We start from the raw sequence: 17,198 nt of genomic DNA, 5'->3' as shown, positions 1-17,198 counted from the left end.
GCAGACTCGTACAGCCCCGTACAGCCCGTACAGAAGGGAGACCCCATGCGGGTCGGAGTGCTGACCGGCGGCAGCGACTGCCCTGGGCTCAACGCGGTCATCCGCGCCGTCGTCCGCAAGGGGGTACAGGACTACGGCGACGGCTTCATCGGCTTCCGCGACGGCTGGCGCGGTGTCCTCCAGGACGACACCGTGGTGCTCGATATCCCGGCGGTGCGCGGCACCCTGCCCCGGGGCGGCACCATCCTCGGCTCCTCCCGCACCGACCCGCTCGCCGATACGGACGGCCCCGACCGGGTCCGTAAGACCCTGTCCCGGCATGAGGTGGACGCGCTCATCGTCATAGGGGGCGTCAACACCCTGGGTGCGGCGGCGGTCCTCGCCAATCAGCACGGCGTGCCCTGTGTGGGCGTACCGAAGACCATCGACAATGACGTCTCCGCCACCGACTACACCGTTGGCTTCGACACCGCCGTACGTGTCGCCACCGAGGCCATCGACCGGCTGCACACCACCGCCGAGTCCCATCAGCGGGTCCTGGTGGTCGAGGTGATGGGCCGTAACTCCGGCTGGATCGCCGTGCACGCGGGTCTGGCGGGCGGCGCCAACTGTGTCCTCATCCCCGAACAGCCCTTTGATGTCAACCGGGTATGCGACTACATCGAATCCCGCTTCAAGGCCACCTACGCGCCGATCGTCGTCGTCACCGACAGCGCCCTGCCCCAGGAGGGCGAGGTTGACCTCGCGGGGCTCTCGGGCATCGGCGAGTGGCTGGGCCGGGAGATCGAGCGGCGCACCGGATATGAGGCCCGTACCACCGTTCTCGGCCATATCCAGCGCGGCGGCACCCCCTCCCCCTTCGACCGCTGGCTCGCCACCCGCTTCGGGCTGCACGCCATCGACGCGGTGCATGACGGCGACTGGGGCGCCATGGTCGCGCTGCGCGGCACGGACATCGTCCGTGTACCCCTCGCGGAGGCCGTGGCCGGACTCAAGACCGTCGACGCGGCCCGCTATGCCGAGAATGAGGTGTTCTTCGGGTGAAAGAGATTCTGGCCTTCGGTGTGCAGGCTGATGAGAGGCCACTGATCGAGCAGGCCTTCGCTCCCCCGTATGAGATCCGCTGCCTCGATGTACTGATGAACCGTGACACCGCGCCCCTCGCCGCCGGACATGAGGTCATCACCGTCAGCGTCAATGCCCAGCTTGACTCCGAGGTGCTGCACATCCTCGCGGCGGGCGGCACCCGGATGATCGCTCAGCGCGCCGCCGGCTTCCACAACATCGACGTCGAAACCGCCGCCGAGCTCGGCTTCACCGTCGCCCGGGTCACCCACTACTCCCCATACTCCGTGGCCGAGTTCGCCTGGACCCTGGCCATGGCCGTCAACCGCCGGATCATCCGGTCGGCCCGCCGCACCCGGGACTTCGATCTCCGGCTGGATGGCCTGCTGGGCCGGGAGATGCGCGGCCGTACCGTCGGGGTCATCGGTACCGGCAGGATCGGCACGGCGTTCACCCGGATCGCCCATGGCTTCGGCATGCGGCTGCTCGGCTGGGACATCGCCGAGAACCCGGTGTGTGTGGAGCTGGGCATGGAGTACACCGAGCTGCCCCGGCTGCTCGCCGAGTCCGACCTGGTCAGCCTGCATGTGCCGCTGCTTCCACAGACCCACCACCTCATCGACCGGAACGCTCTCGCCTCGATGAAGGACGACGCCATTCTGGTCAACTCCAGCCGAGGCGGCCTGGTCGACGCTCAAGCGCTCGTCGAGGAGCTGAAGGCGGGCCGCTTCACCGGAGTGGGCCTGGATGTCTACGAGGCCGAGGCCGGGCTCTTCTCCTTCGACAAGTCGCTCGAGGTCATCGACGACGACACCCTGGTGCGGCTGATGTCCTTCAGTAATGTGCTGGTCACCTCGCATCAGGCGTACTACACACAAGAGGTGGTCGGCCAGATCATCGACACCACGGTCCGCAATATCGAGAACTATCTGGCCGACCGCACCAGCGATGACGTCCTGGTCACACCAGGACAGCCGCCAGCAGTTCCGCGGTGACCGCCGCCCCGTCCAGGGACAGCACCGACTCCGGGTGGAACTGAACTCCCGCGAAGCCCGGCCCGCGCAGCGCGTGCACATCGCCGCTGACCGGGTCCCGGCTCAGCTCGATCCGGTGCAGCGCCAGCTCACGCGCGGCTTCCTCATCGCAGCGCGCGGTGTACGAGTTGTAGAAGCCGACGGTCTCCGGACGCCCGAAGAAGTCGATCCGCTCCTGGGCGCCCTGGTGCGGCGACTCCTTGCGCACCAGCTCCAGACCGAGCTCGGCGGCGATGAGTTCATGCCCCAGACACACCCCGAGCACCCCGTGCCGGTGCTCGCGCAACAGCTCAGCGGTGAGCCCGCGCAGGAAGCGCATCTTGGGGTCGGCGGCGTCACGCGGATCGCCGGGCCCCGGGCCGAGCACGACCGGTCCCTGGTGGGCGAGCGCCACCGCACGTACCCCTGGCTCGTCGTAGCGCCGGACCGTGACCGCCAGACCGGTGGAGCTCAGCAGATGCGCCAGCATCGAGGTGAAGGTGTCCTCCCCGTCCACGACCAGCACTTCCCCCCTGGTGTCCCCGCGTTGTTCCCCGGTCTGCATCCGCAGCCAGAACGGTGCCAGATCCGCCCGCCGGGCCTCCAGCGCGGCCTGCACCCGGCGATCCTCGGCGAGCTGGGGCCGTACGCGCTCCGCCCGCCCCCGTCCCGGCCGTACCCCCAGCGCGGTCAGCACCCCGGCCGCCTTCGCGTGCGTCTCGGCGACCTCGCTCGCCGGGTCCGAGTCCCGTACGAGCGTCGCCCCCACCGGCACCCGCAGCCTTCCCGTGCTGTCGATATCCGCGGTACGGATCAGAATCGGCGAGTCCAGCGTCTGCCCGCCCCCAGCGTCCCGCCCGAACAGCGCCAGCGCCCCCGCGTAGTAGCGCCGTCCGCCCCGCTCGTGCCGCTGGATCACCCGGCAGGCGTTCTCCACCGGGCTGCCGGTCACGGTCGCCGCGAACATCGTCTCGCGCAGCACCTCGCGGGCGTCGAGCGTGGTGCGCCCCCGCAGCTCGTATTCGGTGTGTGCGAGATGCGCCATCTCCTTCAGCCGTGGCCCGACCACGACCCCGCCTTCGTTTCCCACCCGGCACATCATCTTGAGCTCCTCGTCGACGACCATCGACAGCTCCTCGGTCTCCTTGCGGTCCCCGAGGAACTCCAGAAGCCCCGCCACGCTCGGGCCCGCCGCCGGATAGCGGTACGTCCCACTGATCGGGTTCATCACGACGGTGCCGCCGCTCATCCTTATATGCACCTCGGGGCTCGCCCCGATCAGCGTGCGCTGACCCGTGTACACGACATACGTCCAGTACGCGCCCCGTTCCCCGGCGAGCAGCCGCCGGAAGAGCGCGAGCGCGTCGTGCGGCCGGTAGCCCTCGATCATTCCCTCGAAGTTCCGCCGGATGACGAAGTTGGCACCTTCCCCCGTCCCGATCTCGTCCTCGACGACCCGGCGCACGATCTCCTCATATGCCCCGTCACTGACGTCAAAGCCGTCGTCCCGCACCGTGACGTCATGCGCGGGCAGCGCCGCCATCACCTCATCGAGCGGCAACTCACAGTGCTCGTGGGGCACCAGCACACTGAGCGGTGTCCCGTCATCGCGCACATCGAAGCCCCGCTCCCGGATCTGCCGGAACGGCACCAGAGCGAGCGCCCCCAGCTCACCTTCGGGGATACCGGAGAGCAGGTCCACCTCCCGGACCTCGCCGATCAGGACCTCGACCAGGGTGTCGTCCCGGCCGGGAGTGCGCCGTCGCAGCAGGGCGAAGGGCGGGCAGTCGTCACTGAGCAGTCGCTGGAACATCAGGTCGTCTTCCTTCCGGAACCTCTTACGGAGGGAACGACCCGCGCGAACGCCGAAGGCCGCCCCTCGGGCGGCCTTCGCGTGTGTTCTTGGAGTACGCGCAGTCAGTGGGCCGCCGGATGAGCGGGCCACCACCAGTTGCTGATCACTGAATGCACGAACATGTCCGGCACCCTACATGAGCGCGGTTGCCGCGGTGTGCCGGTCGTCTCATCCACCGGTCACGCCGAAAATCGGTCGACATGACCCCGTAATCTTGGGTGCGTGACCGTGAACGCTAAAACCGACGCCAGTGTCCAGACCTGGCGAGACCTGCCCGCGGCGCAGCAGCCTGAGTACCCGGACCCGAAGGCTCTGCGCGATGTGATCGCTGAGCTTGAGGGGTATCCGCCGCTGGTCTTTGCCGGTGAGTGTGACCAGCTGAAGCAACGGATGGCCGCCGTCGCCCGCGGCGAAGCCTTCCTGCTGCAGGGCGGCGACTGCGCCGAGGCGTTCGACGGGGTGTCCGCCGAGCAGATCCGCGCGAAGCTGAAGACCCTGCTCCAGATGGGCGCCGTGCTGACCTATGCGGGTTCGGTTCCCGTGGTGAAGGTCGGCCGGATCGCCGGGCAGTACAGCAAGCCCCGCTCGAAGCCGACCGAGACCCGGGACGGGGTGACCCTGCCCACGTACCGGGGTGACTCGGTCAACGGGTTCGAGTTCACCGCCGAGGCCCGTGAACCGGACCCACAGCGGCTCAAGCGGATGTACCAGGCCTCGGCCTCCACGCTGAACCTCGTACGGGCCTTCACCACCGGCGGCTACGCCGATCTGCGCCAGGTACACGCCTGGAACCAGGACTTTGTGAAGAACTCGCCCTCCGGGCAGCGCTACGAGGCGCTGGCCCGCGAGATCGACCGGGCGCTGAACTTCATGAACGCCTGCGGCGTGGACCCGGAGGAGTTCAAGACGGTTGAGTTCTACGCCTCGCATGAGGCCCTGCTGCTCGACTACGAGGCCGCGCTGACCCGGGTCGACTCGCGCAGCGGCGAGCTGTACGACGTCTCCGGGCACATGGTCTGGATCGGTGAGCGCACCCGGCAGCTCGACGGGGCACACATCGAGTTCGCGTCGAAGATCCAGAATCCGATCGGGGTGAAGCTCGGTCCGACCACCGCACCGGAGGACGCGCTCACACTGATCGACCGGCTGGACCCGGAGCGGCAGCCCGGCCGGCTCACCTTTATCACCAGGATGGGCGCGGACAAGATCCGCGACAAGCTCCCCACCCTGGTGGAGAAGGTGACCGCTTCCGGTGCCCAGGTGGCATGGGTCTGCGACCCCATGCACGGCAACACCTTCGAGGCGGCCTCCGGCCATAAGACGCGGCGCTTCGACGATGTGCTGGACGAGGTCAAGGGCTTCTTCGAGGTTCACAAGGGCCTTGGCACCCATCCGGGCGGCATCCATGTGGAGCTGACCGGTGACGATGTCACCGAGTGTGTGGGCGGCGGTGACGAGATCTTCGTCGACGATCTGCACCACCGCTACGAGACCGCCTGCGACCCCCGGCTGAACCGCAGCCAGTCGCTGGACCTGGCCTTCCTGGTAGCGGAGATGTACCGCCACCAGTAACGGTTACCCAGCTGCGGGGTGGCCGAAGTCGTCGTGGCTGGTGTGGGTGGTGGGTTGCCTTGCGGGGTTGGCCCCGTGACCCAGCTGCGGCGTGGGGGAAGTCGTCGTGGCTGGTGATCCCGTGAGCCGGTTATGGGGTGGACCCAGCCCGCGACGGGCCAAGCGCCGTGGGGCGCGGATCGTAGTGATCCGCGCCCCACGGCGCTTTTGTGGACTTCAGGCGGAGGGTAAGGTTAGGGTAACCTCACTGATCAAGCCCATCGACGGAGGTGAACCGCGTGTACGTCTGCTCGTGCTTCGGCATCACGGAGCAGCAGGTCCGTGAGCACGCGGAAGCCGGGGCCTGTACCCCGCGCCAGATAGCCTCTGCCTCCAAGGCGGGCACGGACTGCGGTTCGTGTGTCCGCCGTATCCAGGGACTGCTCGGCCGGGGCGGCTGCCCCAAGCGCGAGCTGCTGGACAAGGGCGTGCCCGCGCTTCTCGCGGAGACCCGGGACGAGGTAGCAGAAGCGGCCTGATCAGCTTGGCTGCTCGACGAGCTGCGCGATGTACAGCGGCTCCCCTAGCTTCTCGATCAGATCCAGCTGGGTGTCGAGGTAGTCGATATGGTGCTCCTCGTCAGCGAGGATGTCCTCGAAGATATTGGCCGAGGTGATGTCACCCTTGGCCCGCATGACCTCGATACCGCGCCTGAGCCGGTCGATGGCCTCGACCTCGATCTGGCGGTCGGCCTGGAACATCTCGGTGACCGTCTGACCCACCCGGACGTGGAAGAGCCGCTGATAGTTGGGCAGGCCCTCCAGGAAGAGGATCCGGTCGGTCAGTACTTCGGCGTGCTTCATCTCATCGAACGACTCCGACCGGGTGTACTTCGCGAGCTTCGGCCAGCCGAAGTTCTCCTGCATCTTCGCGTGCAGGAAGTACTGGTTGATCGCGGTCAGCTCGGCGGTCAGCTGCTCATTGAGGAATTCGATGACCTCGGGGTCGCCCTGCATGGGAGCGGGCTCCTTCCAAGCGAAGATCGACAGGTAGTGCGCCGCATCTTCGCATTGCGCGGCAACTGCGTCCAGTAAGTGCAGGCTTACCGAATTTGCCCGGATATTCAATAGCGCGGGGGGTGTGGTCAGGAGCACCCCCCTGGGTCTGCCACCATGGAGACATGGGTCAGCCGGACAGCCGCGAAGCGGAGCAGTCACTGCTCCCACCAGGGCAGCGGCTCCAGCGGGGGTGGCCGGTTACGCACTATGGGCCGGTGCCCAGGTTCAAGCCGGAGCGCTGGGAGTTCCGGGTCTTCGGGGCGACCGCCGACGGCGATAAGCACTGCTGGACGCACGAGGAATTCTCCGCGCTTCCGTATGACACCGTGACCGGCGATCTGCACTGTGTGACGAAGTTCAGCATGCTGGGCGTGGAATGGGGCGGTGTACGGGCCCGTACGATCCTGGAGTTGGCGCCTCCCGCGCCTGAGGTCACCCATGTAATGGTGTGGGCCGAGTACGGCTTCAGCTCGAACCTGCGGTTGTCGGACTTCACCGCCGAGCAGACACTCTTCGCCACGCACCGGGCCGGTGAGCTGCTGACGGCCGAGCATGGCTTTCCGCTGCGGCTGGTGGTGCCGCATCTGTACGCCTGGAAGGGGCCGAAGTGGGTCCGGGGCGTGGAGTACATGACGGCCGACCGGCGGGGGTTCTGGGAGGAGCGCGGCTACCACAACATCGGGGATCCCTGGCGGGAGCAGCGCTACTCCTACCAGGAGGAGCCGGGCGACGGCCCGGAGCTGTAGCGCCGCCGCGCAGTGAGACCTCGCGCGGTCAGACGTCGCGCAGCGACTTCAGGCCGGCTACGTCCGCTGTGTGACCCTCCTTGCCGCCCGGAGTCTCGATCACCAGGGGCACCCCCTCGGTAGCCGGGTGGAGGAAGAGCTCACGGAAGGGCTCGGCCCCGATATGGCCGCTGCCGATGTTCTCGTGACGGTCCTTGTGGGCGCCGACGACATCCTTGGAGTCATTGGCGTGGATGAGCTTCAGCCGCCCCTCGCCGGTGACCGTCACCAGCTCGTCCAGCAGTGCCTTGGTCCCGCCCGGCGCCGCCAGATCGTGCCCGGCGGCGAAGGCGTGGCAGGTGTCGAGACAGACGCCGAGCTTCGGATGGCGGTCCAGGGCGTCGAAGTACGGGCCCAGATCCTCAGCCAGCGCACAGAGCGAGGCACCCTGCCCGGCGGTCGGCTCCAGCAGCAGCCATGGATCGTCGTCGTGCGTCAGCTCATCCAGCAGCGGCAGCATCCGGTCCCGTACCTGGGCGAGGGCTACGGAGCGCTCGCGGCCGCCGGTCGCGGAGCCGGTGTGGACGACCACGCCCAGGGCGCCGATCTCCCGGCCCCGGCGCAGCGAGTGCCGCAGGGAGATCACGGACCTGTCGACCGTCACCTCGGTGTGTGAGCCGAAGTTGATCAGATACGGGGCGTGGATGTAGGCCGGAAGGTACTCGGCGGCACAGGCCGCGCGGAACGCCTCGTCCTGTGCGGAGCTGCCGACGGGCGTGGCCCAGCCGCGCGGATTGGCGACAAAGACCTGTAGAGCCTCGGCGCCGATCTCACGGGCGTAGGAAATGCCCGTGGCGGCCAGTCCACCGGCTACGGGGACATGGCCGCCAATCGGGTTACGGCTGCGGGCCGGGGTGCTGGAGTGCTGGGGAGTGCTCACCGTATCCAGGGTGCCAGGCCTGCTCGGCGCACTGCTCAGTAGGCCCCGAAGACGTTGTCGATCGAGCCGTAGCGGTCGGCCGCGTAGTTGCAGGCGGCGACGATGTTGGCGACCGGGTCCCACTGGCTGTGCTTGGTGCCCTCGACGTGGTAGGCGTCGAAGGTCGGCTTGATGACCTGGAGCAGGCCGATGGAGGGCACTCCGTTGCGGGCGTTGATGTCCCAGTTGTTGATGGCGTTCGGGTTGCCGCTGGACTCCCGGATGATGTTGCGGTGGATGCCGTGGTAGGTGCCGGGGATGCCCTTGGCCTTCATGATGTCGAGGGACTCACGGATCCAGCCGTCCAGGTTGTTGGCGTAGGCGGGCTTCGCGCGCTCGGCGGCACGGCTGGCCGCCGCCTTCTTCGCGCGCTCGGCCTTCGCCTGACGCTCGGCCTCGGCCTTCTTCTTGGCGGCCTCGGCCTTCTTCTTGGCTTCCGCCTTCTTCTTCGCCTCAGCCTTCTTCTTCGCCTCGGCGGCGGCGGCCTGGCGGGCGGCCTCCTCGGCGGCACCGTGCTGCTGGCTGATGCTGGCGCGCTGGGCCGGTATCTCGCTGGTGAGGGTGGTGAAGGCGGCCGGTGTGAGGGCGGGCTGCGCGACGGTCGTGTCGGCGCTGACCGGGGTGAGGCTCATCGCGAGGGTCGCGGCGCCGGCGACGGCGGTGATGCCAAGCGCGGAGAGCTTCTGGGTCTTGGTGATGCGACTGAGCTGGCGCGGGATGTTGTATTCGGGCATGGCGGTGTGGGTCTCTTTCCATCGACTGGGTGTCGCAGAGGCCGGAGCGGCGTTGCACGCCGTTTCCTGCTCTACGGCGCCGTGCGACGGGAAGCATTGTTAGCGTCCGGAAATTCGCAGAGCAAAGCCGCGATGTACTACCTAGCATCGTGGAACCTGGGGGTACCAAAATGCGTCCGGGCCGCTGAGGGCCGAATACGTCCACTAGTCCCGGTCGTAAGTGACATAGGTCCTATGCCGGGGATCACAGATCGTCGCTCGGGCGAACACAGCATGCAGTCGCGTTCGCACAGACCGTCAGAAGGGCCGTCAGGGGTCTGTCAGCGGACCCAGATGGTGATCGTTGAGCCCTTCTCTGCCTGCTCGCCACCGTCCACGGACTGGTTGAAGACCTCGCCGGTGAAGAAGATCCTGCGGACCTTCACCGCCAGGCCCGCGTCCTTCAGCGCCCTGACGGCCGTCTCCTCGTCCTGGCCGACGACATCCGGGACGGTGACCATCTCAGGGCCCTTGGAGAGGGTGAGCGTGACGCTGTCGCCCTTGGCGCCGGTCGCTCCCGCGCCCGGTGACTGCTCGGCGACCAGACCCGGCTCCTGTGCGGAGTGGACCGGGGCCGGGGCGACCCGCACCGTGAAGCCGGTGTCACGCAGCGTGGTGCGCGCCGTGTCCTCGTCCAGGCCGATGACGTCCGGGAACTCCAGCTCTTCACCCTTGGAGACGGTGAGCGCCACCGCGCTGCCGGGGCGCTTCTCGATCCCCGCCCTGGGGTCCGTACGGATCACCGAGCCCTGCTCGACCTCGTCGTTGAACTCCCGGGAGACCGTGGCGGGCTCCAGCCCGGCCTTCTTGAGCTGCTTCCTCGCCGTGGCCAGCGGTACGCCCTTGAGGTCCGGGACCGTTACGACCTCCGGGCCCCGGGAGACGGTGATGGTGACCGTGCCATTGCCCCGGATACGGGCGCCGGGGCCTGGCTCGGTCCGGATGACCCGGCCACGCGGGATGGTGGCGCTGTGCGCCCTGGTGACCTTCGCCCGCAGCCCGGCGTCGGCGAGGGTCTTCTCCGCCTCGGGCTGCGTCATCCGGAGCACACTCGGGGTCCGGGTGAACTGTCCGGAGTTGATGTACCAGACGCCCGCGCCCAGCCCCAGGACCAGTAGTACGGCCCCGATCAGCGCCACCAGCGAGCGCCGGGGCCGCCCGGACCGGGAGCGGGGCGGTGGGGTGCCCGGCGGCCCGGCGGGTGGCGGCGGGAGGACACTGGTGTGGTTCACCGGCTCCCTGGCGGCCGCCGAACGCGGGATCACGGAGGTGGCCGACTCATCGGGGTTTGCCGGGTTTGCCGGGGCGTGCGCCTGCGGGGGGACCGCGTCCAGCTGCTCCTCGGTGAGTGTGGCGCGTACGGCCCGCATCTCCTGAAGCATCACGACCGCGTCGGCCGGACGCTCCTCGGGGTCACGGGCCGTGGCCCGTGCCACCAGCCCGTCCAGCGCGGTGGCCAGCCCGGGCACGGCCCCGGACGGCGGCGCGACGTCATGGTTCAGATGCTGGTAGAGCACCTGGGCGGGGGTGGTCCCCGAGTGCGGTTTGGCACCGGTCAGCATCTCGTAGAGCATCACGCCGCAGGCGTAGATATCGGCGGCGGTGCCCGCGATGCCGTGCTCGATCTGCTCCGGGGCGAGATAGGAGACCGTGCCCATGATGGACGTAGTGGACGCCGAGGTCTGGGTGTCCACGGCACGTACCAGCCCGAAGTCGGCGACCTTGACCCGGCCGTCCTCGCCGACCAGCACGTTCTCCGGCTTCATATCGCGGTGCACCAGCTGGGCGCGGTGCGCGGCGCCAAGCGCGGCGAGTATCGGCTCCAGGATGTCGAGCGCGGCGCGGGGCTGGAGGGCGCCACGCTCCCGGAGCACATCGCGGAGCGTGCACCCGGCGACGTACTCCATCGCCAGATAGACATAGGTGCCGTCGGTGCCCTGGTCGAAGACGCCGACGATATTGGAGTGCGCGAGGCGCGCGGCGGACTTCGCCTCCCGGATGAAGCGCTCAACGAAGAGAGCGTCGTCAACGAGGGAGGGGTGCATCACCTTCAGAGCGAGCACACGGTCCAGCCGGGTGTCCACGGCCCGGTACACCGTGGCCATGCCGCCGACGGCGATCCGCGCTTCGACGCGGTACCGGTCGTCTAGCACCTGGCCGATCAACGGGTCCTGAAGGGTCGTATCCACGGCCGAGAGTCTACGAGTTGAAGCGGCCGTTGCTGGCGCCCGGTGCGTCCACCAGCCAAAATCGCAGCGAAACGGTAACAGGACCGGTGCGCGGGCGGAGCCCCGCGATGGGTTTTCCCAGCCCCGCCGGGGGTCTGGGGGCGGAGCCCCCAGTTTCGGGAAGGGGCGGGGCTGGGGAGAAGACCCCCTACGCGAAAGCCGGCCGCTCCGGGTCAAGGGCCGCCAGCCCCTCCGTCGGCGAGGACGCCTCCGCGAAGTGGCGGCGGGGAATACGGCCGGCGCGGAACGCCAGCCGGCCCGCCTCCGTCGCGTGGCGCATGGCCTCCGCCATGAGAACCGGCTCCTGGGCACGGGTGACGGCCGAGGCCAGCATGACCGCCGCACAGCCCAGCTCCATGGCCAGCGCCACATCCGACGCCGTGCCCGCACCCGCGTCCAGAATGACCGGGACCCGGGCCCGCTCGGTGATCAGCTGAAAGTTGTGCGGATTGCGGATGCCGAGCCCGGAGCCGATGGGCGAGCCCAGCGGCATGACCGCGGCGCAGCCCACGTCCTCCAGCTTCCGGGCGAGCACCGGGTCGTCGTTCGTGTAGGGGAGGACGGTGAAGCCGTCGTCGACCAGGATCTCGGCGGCGTCCAGCAGCTCGATCGGGTCGGGCAGCAGCGTGCGCTCGTCAGCGATGACCTCCAGTTTGATCAGGTCGGTGCCCAGCGCTTCCCGGGCCAGCCGGGCGGTGAGCACCGCCTCGCCCGCGGTGAAGCAGCCCGCCGTGTTGGGCAGTACACGGATGCCCAGTCTGTCCAGGACGGAGAGCACCGAGCCCTGCACGGTGGGGTCGAGCCGCCGCATCGCCACCGTGGTCAGCTCCGTACCGGACGCCGCCAGTGAGCGCTCCAGCACATCGAGACTGGGCGCGCCGCCCGTTCCCATGATCAGCCGGGAGGCAAAGCTGGTGTCACCGATGGTCAGCGGATCGGGGGTCGCGGGTGTCACGGGCGTCAGCCTCCTTGGACCGCGGTGAGGACCTCAACGCGGTCGCCGTCACCGAGGGTGGTGTCCGCCCACTGGCCACGTGGCACGACAGCCTCGTTGACGGCCGCGGCGACGCCGCTGGGGGCGGTGGTCAGGGTTGAGATCAGGGCGTCGAGGGTGGTCCCGTCGGGGGTGACGCGGTCTTCGCCGTTGATACGGATCCTCATGCGGGCTGCTCCTGAAGCGCGTCCGAGAAGCGTCGGGCGGTGAAGGGGCGGGCCTCTTCGGGGAGTTCGCCGGTGGTCAGCGACTGGGCCAGCGCGTCGCCCGTGACCGGGGCCAGCAGGATGCCGTTGCGGTAGTGCCCGGTGGCCACCTGGAGGCCGGGCAGCGCGGTGGGGCCGAGCAGCGGCGCGTTGTCGGGGGAGCCGGGGCGCAGCCCCGCGCGGGTCTCCACCAAGGGCAGCTCCGTGATGCCGGGGACCAGCTCATGCGCGTCCCGGAGGAGTTCGTAGACGCCGCCCGCTGTCACCGTGGTGTCCCAGCCCAGCTCCTCACTGGTGGCACCCACGACCAGTTCGCCGCTGGCGCGCGGCACCAGATAGACATGCCCGCCGCGTACCACGGCCCGTACGGTCCGGGAGAGAAAGGGGGCGGAGGCCCGTGGGATACGCAGCCGCAGCACCTGGCCCTTGACCGGGCGGACCGGGGGCAGCACCTCCGCGGGGACCCCGTCGAGGCGCCCGCTGTCGCTGCCGGCGGCGAGCACTACCTGGTCGGCGGCCAGCTCACTCCCGTCCGCCAGGACGACCCCGGTGGCCCGGTCCCGTACGACCGAAAGGCGCTGCGCCCAGCCGTGGCGGAACACCACCCCGGCCCGCTCGCATGCGGTGAGCAGCGCCGTCGCCAGCCGCCGCGGGTCGGCCTGGTGATCGCCGTCCACCCGCAGTCCGCCGCGCACGCCCGGGGCGAGCATGGGCTCCAAGCGGCGGCATTCACGGCCGCTCAGCCACTGTGAGTCCAGCCCGCAGCGCCGCTGGAGAGCGTGCAGCTCCCGCAGATGCGCGCGGTCATCGGCGTCCAGGGCCACGGCGAGCGTGCCGCAGGCGCGGTAGCCGACCTCCTGGCCGCTGGCCTCCGTGAGCTCCGCCGCGAAGGCCGGATAGCGCTGTGCGGAGGCGAGGTTGAGGGAGAGGAGCGTCTCCTCCCCGTAGTGCAGTTCGCTGACGGCGGCCAGCATCCCGGCCGCGACCTGTGCGGCTCCGCCACCCGGCGCCGGGTCGACGACCGTGGTACGCAGTCCGCGCTGTGCGGCCCGCCAGGCTGTCACCAGCCCTATGACGCCACCGCCGATAATCACCACATGCATGGGCGCTGTACCCCTCCCTTCGCCGGCATGACCCGGATCAGGTTCCTACGGTCGGAGGCCGCCAGCCTCCCTCTCAGCCCGGTACGTCCGGGCTCCCGCGAGTGCGTTTTGTGACGCCCACCCTACTGTGCGGCCCTGCACCCGCTGAAGGGGGAGTTCTAAAGTGATCGTGTGACCCCACGCAGCGAGCACAGCGAACAGCGCGTCGTCATCGTCGGCGCCGGAATGGCCGGAGTCCAAACCGCCGTACAGCTACGGGAACAGGGCTGGTCCGGCGCCGTCACCCTGATCGGCGCCGAGCCACATCAGCCGTACGACCGCCCGCCGCTCTCCAAGGCGGTACTGATCGGAAAGGCCGAAGGGTCCGCCTTCGACATCGACTTCCAGGCGCTCGACATCGAACTGGTGCTGGGCCGGGATGTCACCGGACTGCGCCCGGACGAGCATGTGCTGAACACCGAGGCCGGTCCGGTGCCGTATGACCGCCTGGTGATCGCTACCGGCGCCGCGCCGGTAGCGCTGCCCGGCAGCGAGGGCGTGCCGGGTGTGCATCTGCTGCGCACCCTCGATGACGCGGAGCGGCTGCGGCCGGTGTTGCAGGCGCAGCGCTCCATCGTGGTGGTCGGGGCGGGCTGGATCGGCGCGGAGTTCGCCACCGCCGCCCGTGAGGCGGGCTGTGCGGTGACCGTGGTGGAGGCCGCCGACCGGCCGCTCGCCGGGGTGCTGCCCGCCGAGATCTCCGGCCATATGCGCCGCTGGTACGAGGAGTGGGGCGTCACCCTGCGCACCGGGGTGGCCGTCGCGGCGGTCCGGCAGGGCGAGGTCCAGCTCGCCGACGGCACGGTGCTGCCCGCTGGGGCGGTAGTCGTCGGTATCGGCGCCCGTCCCGCCACCGCCTGGCTCGCGGGCTCCGGCGTGGAGCTCGCCCCGGACGGCTCGGTCCTGGCTGATGAGCGGCTGCGCACCTCGGTGCCCGATGTGTACGCGGTCGGGGACTGCGCCTCCTTCCCCTCCGCCCGCTATGGCGAGCGGCTGCTGGTCCACCACTGGGACAACGCCCTCCAGGGCCCGCGCGCGGTCGCCGCCGGCCTGGTCGGCGGGGACTCCGGCCATGCGGTGGACGGCGGGGGAGGGGTCTATGACCCGGTGCCGTACTTCTGGTCCGAGCAGTTCGGGCGCTTCGTCCAGTACGCCGGGCACCATACGGACCGCGATGAGCTGCTGTGGCGCGGTGACCCGGAGAGTGCGTCGTGGTCGGTGTGCTGGCTGCGGGACGGGATGCTGAACGCGCTGCTGGCGGTCGGCAGGCCGCGTGACCTGGCGCAGGCCCGGAAGCTCATCGAGCAGGGGGCGTCCCTCGACCGCGCGCTGGCGGCGGACGCGTCCGTACCGCTGAAGAAGGCAGTCGTATAGCCCAGCCGACGCAGGTGGCGGTGACGTTTGTCGGCGGCTGATGGCAGGCTGGGGGTGTGACCGAGATTGACGCAAAAACCGATGCTCTCGTCCCCGCCTGGCTCACCCTCCCCGATGTCGCCGAGAAGCTCGGCGTCGAGGTGACGCGTGTGCGGCAGCTGGTCAAGGAGGGCCAGCTGATCGCGGTGCGCCGTGGCGAGAACCGTGTGCTGATGGTGCCCGCCGACTTCATCGGCGAGAACCGGATCGTGAAGGGTCTCATCGGGACCATCACGCTGCTGAAGGATGACGACTTCACCGATGAGGAGATGCTGGAGTGGCTGTTCACGCCTGATGACACCCTGCCCGGCACCCCCGCGCAGGCACTGCGCGAGAATCGCGGGACCGAGGTGAAGCGCCGCGCCCAGGCCCTCGCCGTCTGACATCCACAGCGGTTCATAGCGACACATAACGATCCGTAGAAACGATACGTAGCAATGAACGGCATACGGGCCGCCAGGCGCGGCCCGTATGCCCCACCCAGGGGGGAAGCCGCCTCATGGCCGCACGAGACCAGCTCGACCGGGCCGACCAGCTCCACCAGCTCGCTGACGCCCGGCTCTATCTGTGCACCGGTGCCCGCAAGGAGCAGGGAGATCTGCCTGAGTTCCTGGACGCGGTGCTGGCGGGTGGCGTGGACATCGTGCAGCTGCGTGACAAGGGCATGGAGGCGGGCGAGGAGCTGGAGCACCTCGCCGTCTTCGCCGAGGCCTGCCGACGGCACGGCAAGCTCCTGGCCGTCAATGACCGGGCGGACATCGCGCACGCCATCGGCTCCGATGTGCTGCATCTGGGGCAGGGCGATCTGCCGGTCCCGGCCGCCCGCGCGGTCCTCGGCGGTTCCCCGGACGAGGTGATGATCGGCCGTTCCACTCATGCTGAAACCGAGGTGGACGCGGCGCTCACCGAGCCCGGCGTGGACTACTTCTGTACGGGTCCCTGCTGGCCCACCCCGACCAAGCCGGGGCGGTACGCCCCCGGGCTGCCGCTGGTGCGGTACGCCGCGAAGCTGAGCGCCGCACGGCGCAGTGAGCGGCCGTGGTTCGCGATCGGCGGGATCGACGCCGGGAATCTCGATGAGGTGCTGGACGCGGGCGCACGGCGGGTCGTCGTTGTCCGGGCGATCACCGAGGCCGCTGATCCAGGAGCGGCGGCGGCGGATCTCAGTAGGCGGCTGCACAAGCGCTGAGCAGCCATTTTGCGGCTGGGGGCTGTCCAGGACGTGGACGGCGCTCTGGCGTGACAGCTGCTGCCGGTTAGCCTGCCTGGTATGGCCCTCGGTATCTCTTCCACCAGGACAGACAGCGCACTCACCATCCGTGAGCTGCTTGCCTCAGGCGAGCGCTCGTACTCTTTCGAGTTCATGGCGCCGAAGACGGCGAAGGGCGAGCGGACGCTGTGGAACGCGATCCGCCGGATCGAGGCCGTCGGCCCGACCTTCGTCTCGGTGACCTACGGCGCGGGCGGCTCCTCCCGGGAGGGCACGGTGCGGGCCACGGAGCGGATCGCCACCGATACGACGCTGACCCCGGTCGGCCATCTGACCGCCGTCAACCACTCGGTGGCCGAGCTGCGCAACATCATCGGGCAGTACGCGGGCGCCGGGATCCGCAATATGCTCGCGCTGCGCGGTGACCCGCCGGGCGACCCGCTGGGTGAGTGGGTGCCGCATCCGCAGGGTGTCACCTATGCCGCTGAACTGGTCGAGCTGATCAAGGAGTCGGGTGACTTCTGCGTCGGCGTCGCGGCCTATCCGGAGATGCATCCCCGGTCAACCGACTGGGACACCGACGTGCGGCACTTTGTCAATAAATGCCGGGCTGGGGCGGATTACGCCATCACACAGATGTTCTTTTACGCCGATGACTATCTGCGGCTCAGGGACCGGGTCGCCGCGGCAAGTTGCGATACTCCGATCATTCCCGAGATCATGCCGGTGACGAACGTGCGGCAGATCGAGCGTTTTGCACAGTTGAGTAATGCTACATTCCCACCGGAGTTGGCTGAGAGGATCCTCTCGGTCAAGGATGATCCGGCGGCGGTACGCTCGATCGGGATCGAGTACGCCACGGAGCTCTGTTCGAGGCTGATGGCTGAAGACATTCCCGGTCTTCACTTCATTACCCTCAACCACTCCACGGCGACGCTGGAAATCTACGAGAATCTGGGGCTGCACCAACGGTCCTAGCTTCTGTG

At 69.0% G+C, this 17,198-nt stretch carries 18 protein-coding genes and 1 riboswitch; of the genes, 9 read left to right on the top strand and 9 right to left on the bottom strand.

Annotation, left to right across the window (positions count from 1 at the left end; all coding sequences use genetic code 11):
- The first annotated feature begins 45 nt into the window (after positions 1-45).
- Together test1122_RS03665 and test1122_RS03660 are read left to right on the top strand one after the other, a co-directional pair.
- The gene (locus tag test1122_RS03665) at positions 46-1,044 is read left to right on the top strand and encodes an ATP-dependent 6-phosphofructokinase (protein WP_232267708.1); all 999 of its coding nucleotides are present in this window, start codon (positions 46-48) and stop codon (positions 1,042-1,044) included.
- Positions 1,041-2,060 (top strand): 2-hydroxyacid dehydrogenase, encoded by a 1,020-nt coding sequence (locus tag test1122_RS03660; RefSeq protein WP_232267707.1) that lies wholly within the window; start codon positions 1,041-1,043, stop codon positions 2,058-2,060. The genes test1122_RS03665 and test1122_RS03660 overlap by 4 nt, the downstream gene beginning before the upstream one ends.
- Here the strand turns inward: test1122_RS03660 and test1122_RS03655 are convergent.
- Positions 2,026-3,891 (bottom strand): anthranilate synthase family protein, encoded by a 1,866-nt coding sequence (locus test1122_RS03655; protein ID WP_232267706.1) that lies wholly within the window; start codon positions 3,889-3,891, stop codon positions 2,026-2,028. The genes test1122_RS03660 and test1122_RS03655 overlap by 35 nt on opposite strands.
- Positions 3,892-3,995: 104 nt before the next feature.
- Positions 3,996-4,055, bottom strand: coding sequence for a trp operon leader peptide (locus test1122_RS26760; protein ID WP_422397059.1), 60 nt, complete (start codon positions 4,053-4,055; stop codon positions 3,996-3,998).
- Positions 4,056-4,161: 106 nt separating this feature from the next.
- Between test1122_RS26760 and test1122_RS03650 the strand changes: the two genes are divergently transcribed.
- Complete coding sequence (locus test1122_RS03650) at positions 4,162-5,505, top strand: class II 3-deoxy-7-phosphoheptulonate synthase (RefSeq protein ID WP_338423572.1); 1,344 nt, start codon at positions 4,162-4,164, stop codon at positions 5,503-5,505.
- A 269-nt stretch (positions 5,506-5,774) separates the two neighbouring features.
- Complete coding sequence (locus test1122_RS03645) at positions 5,775-6,023, top strand: (2Fe-2S)-binding protein (protein WP_232267704.1); 249 nt, start codon at positions 5,775-5,777, stop codon at positions 6,021-6,023.
- Here the strand turns inward: test1122_RS03645 and bfr are convergent, their stop codons facing one another.
- The gene (bfr, locus tag test1122_RS03640) at positions 6,024-6,500 is read right to left on the bottom strand and encodes a bacterioferritin (RefSeq protein ID WP_232267703.1); all 477 of its coding nucleotides are present in this window, start codon (positions 6,498-6,500) and stop codon (positions 6,024-6,026) included.
- 164 nt (positions 6,501-6,664) lie between these two features.
- Between bfr and test1122_RS03635 the strand changes: the two genes are divergently transcribed.
- Positions 6,665-7,288, top strand: coding sequence for a sulfite oxidase-like oxidoreductase (locus test1122_RS03635; protein WP_232267702.1), 624 nt, complete (start codon positions 6,665-6,667; stop codon positions 7,286-7,288).
- Positions 7,289-7,316: 28 nt separating this feature from the next.
- Here the strand turns inward: test1122_RS03635 and test1122_RS03630 are convergent, their stop codons facing one another.
- The 6 genes from test1122_RS03630 to thiO form a co-directional block, all read right to left on the bottom strand.
- Positions 7,317-8,207 (bottom strand): deoxyribonuclease IV, encoded by an 891-nt coding sequence (locus tag test1122_RS03630; protein WP_422396921.1) that lies wholly within the window; start codon positions 8,205-8,207, stop codon positions 7,317-7,319.
- 35 nt (positions 8,208-8,242) lie between these two features.
- Positions 8,243-8,980: a transglycosylase SLT domain-containing protein gene (locus tag test1122_RS03625; RefSeq protein ID WP_232267701.1), complete on the bottom strand. Its 738-nt coding sequence runs from the start codon at positions 8,978-8,980 to the stop codon at positions 8,243-8,245.
- 320 nt (positions 8,981-9,300) lie between these two features.
- Positions 9,301-11,208: a Stk1 family PASTA domain-containing Ser/Thr kinase gene (gene pknB / locus test1122_RS03620; RefSeq protein ID WP_232267700.1), complete on the bottom strand. Its 1,908-nt coding sequence runs from the start codon at positions 11,206-11,208 to the stop codon at positions 9,301-9,303.
- Between the two features lie 187 nt (positions 11,209-11,395).
- Complete coding sequence (locus test1122_RS03615) at positions 11,396-12,202, bottom strand: thiazole synthase (protein ID WP_277879790.1); 807 nt, start codon at positions 12,200-12,202, stop codon at positions 11,396-11,398.
- A gap of 5 nt (positions 12,203-12,207) precedes the next feature.
- A complete protein-coding gene (thiS, locus tag test1122_RS03610; RefSeq protein WP_232267699.1) occupies positions 12,208-12,408 on the bottom strand; it encodes a sulfur carrier protein ThiS in 201 nt (66 codons plus the stop codon).
- Positions 12,405-13,550, bottom strand: a complete 1,146-nt coding sequence (thiO, locus tag test1122_RS03605; RefSeq protein WP_232267698.1) for a glycine oxidase ThiO — start codon at positions 13,548-13,550, stop codon at positions 12,405-12,407. Before thiO ends, thiS begins: the two co-directional genes overlap by 4 nt.
- Positions 13,547-13,659, bottom strand: a riboswitch (TPP riboswitch). Its footprint overlaps the gene before it by 4 nt.
- Before the next feature lie 62 nt (positions 13,660-13,721).
- Between thiO and test1122_RS03600 the strand changes: the two genes are divergently transcribed.
- The 4 genes from test1122_RS03600 to metF all read left to right on the top strand — a co-directional run bounded on the left by test1122_RS03600 (position 13,722) and on the right by metF (position 17,190).
- Entirely contained in the window at positions 13,722-14,963 is a 1,242-nt protein-coding gene (locus tag test1122_RS03600; protein ID WP_422396919.1) for an NAD(P)/FAD-dependent oxidoreductase, read from the top strand.
- A gap of 56 nt (positions 14,964-15,019) precedes the next feature.
- Positions 15,020-15,385 (top strand): Rv2175c family DNA-binding protein, encoded by a 366-nt coding sequence (locus tag test1122_RS03595; protein ID WP_232267697.1) that lies wholly within the window; start codon positions 15,020-15,022, stop codon positions 15,383-15,385.
- A 116-nt stretch (positions 15,386-15,501) separates the two neighbouring features.
- A complete protein-coding gene (gene thiE / locus test1122_RS03590; RefSeq protein WP_232267696.1) occupies positions 15,502-16,191 on the top strand; it encodes a thiamine phosphate synthase in 690 nt (229 codons plus the stop codon).
- 81 nt (positions 16,192-16,272) lie between these two features.
- Positions 16,273-17,190, top strand: a complete 918-nt coding sequence (gene metF, locus test1122_RS03585; RefSeq protein ID WP_232267695.1) for a methylenetetrahydrofolate reductase [NAD(P)H] — start codon at positions 16,273-16,275, stop codon at positions 17,188-17,190.
- Positions 17,191-17,198: the final 8 nt, after the last annotated feature.

The organism is Streptomyces gobiensis (genome assembly GCF_021216675.1).
Taxonomy (GTDB): Bacteria; Actinomycetota; Actinomycetes; order Streptomycetales; family Streptomycetaceae; genus Streptomyces; species Streptomyces gobiensis.
Note: the sequence above shows the minus strand (reverse complement) of the source record. Positions and strands in the feature narration are given on the sequence as shown.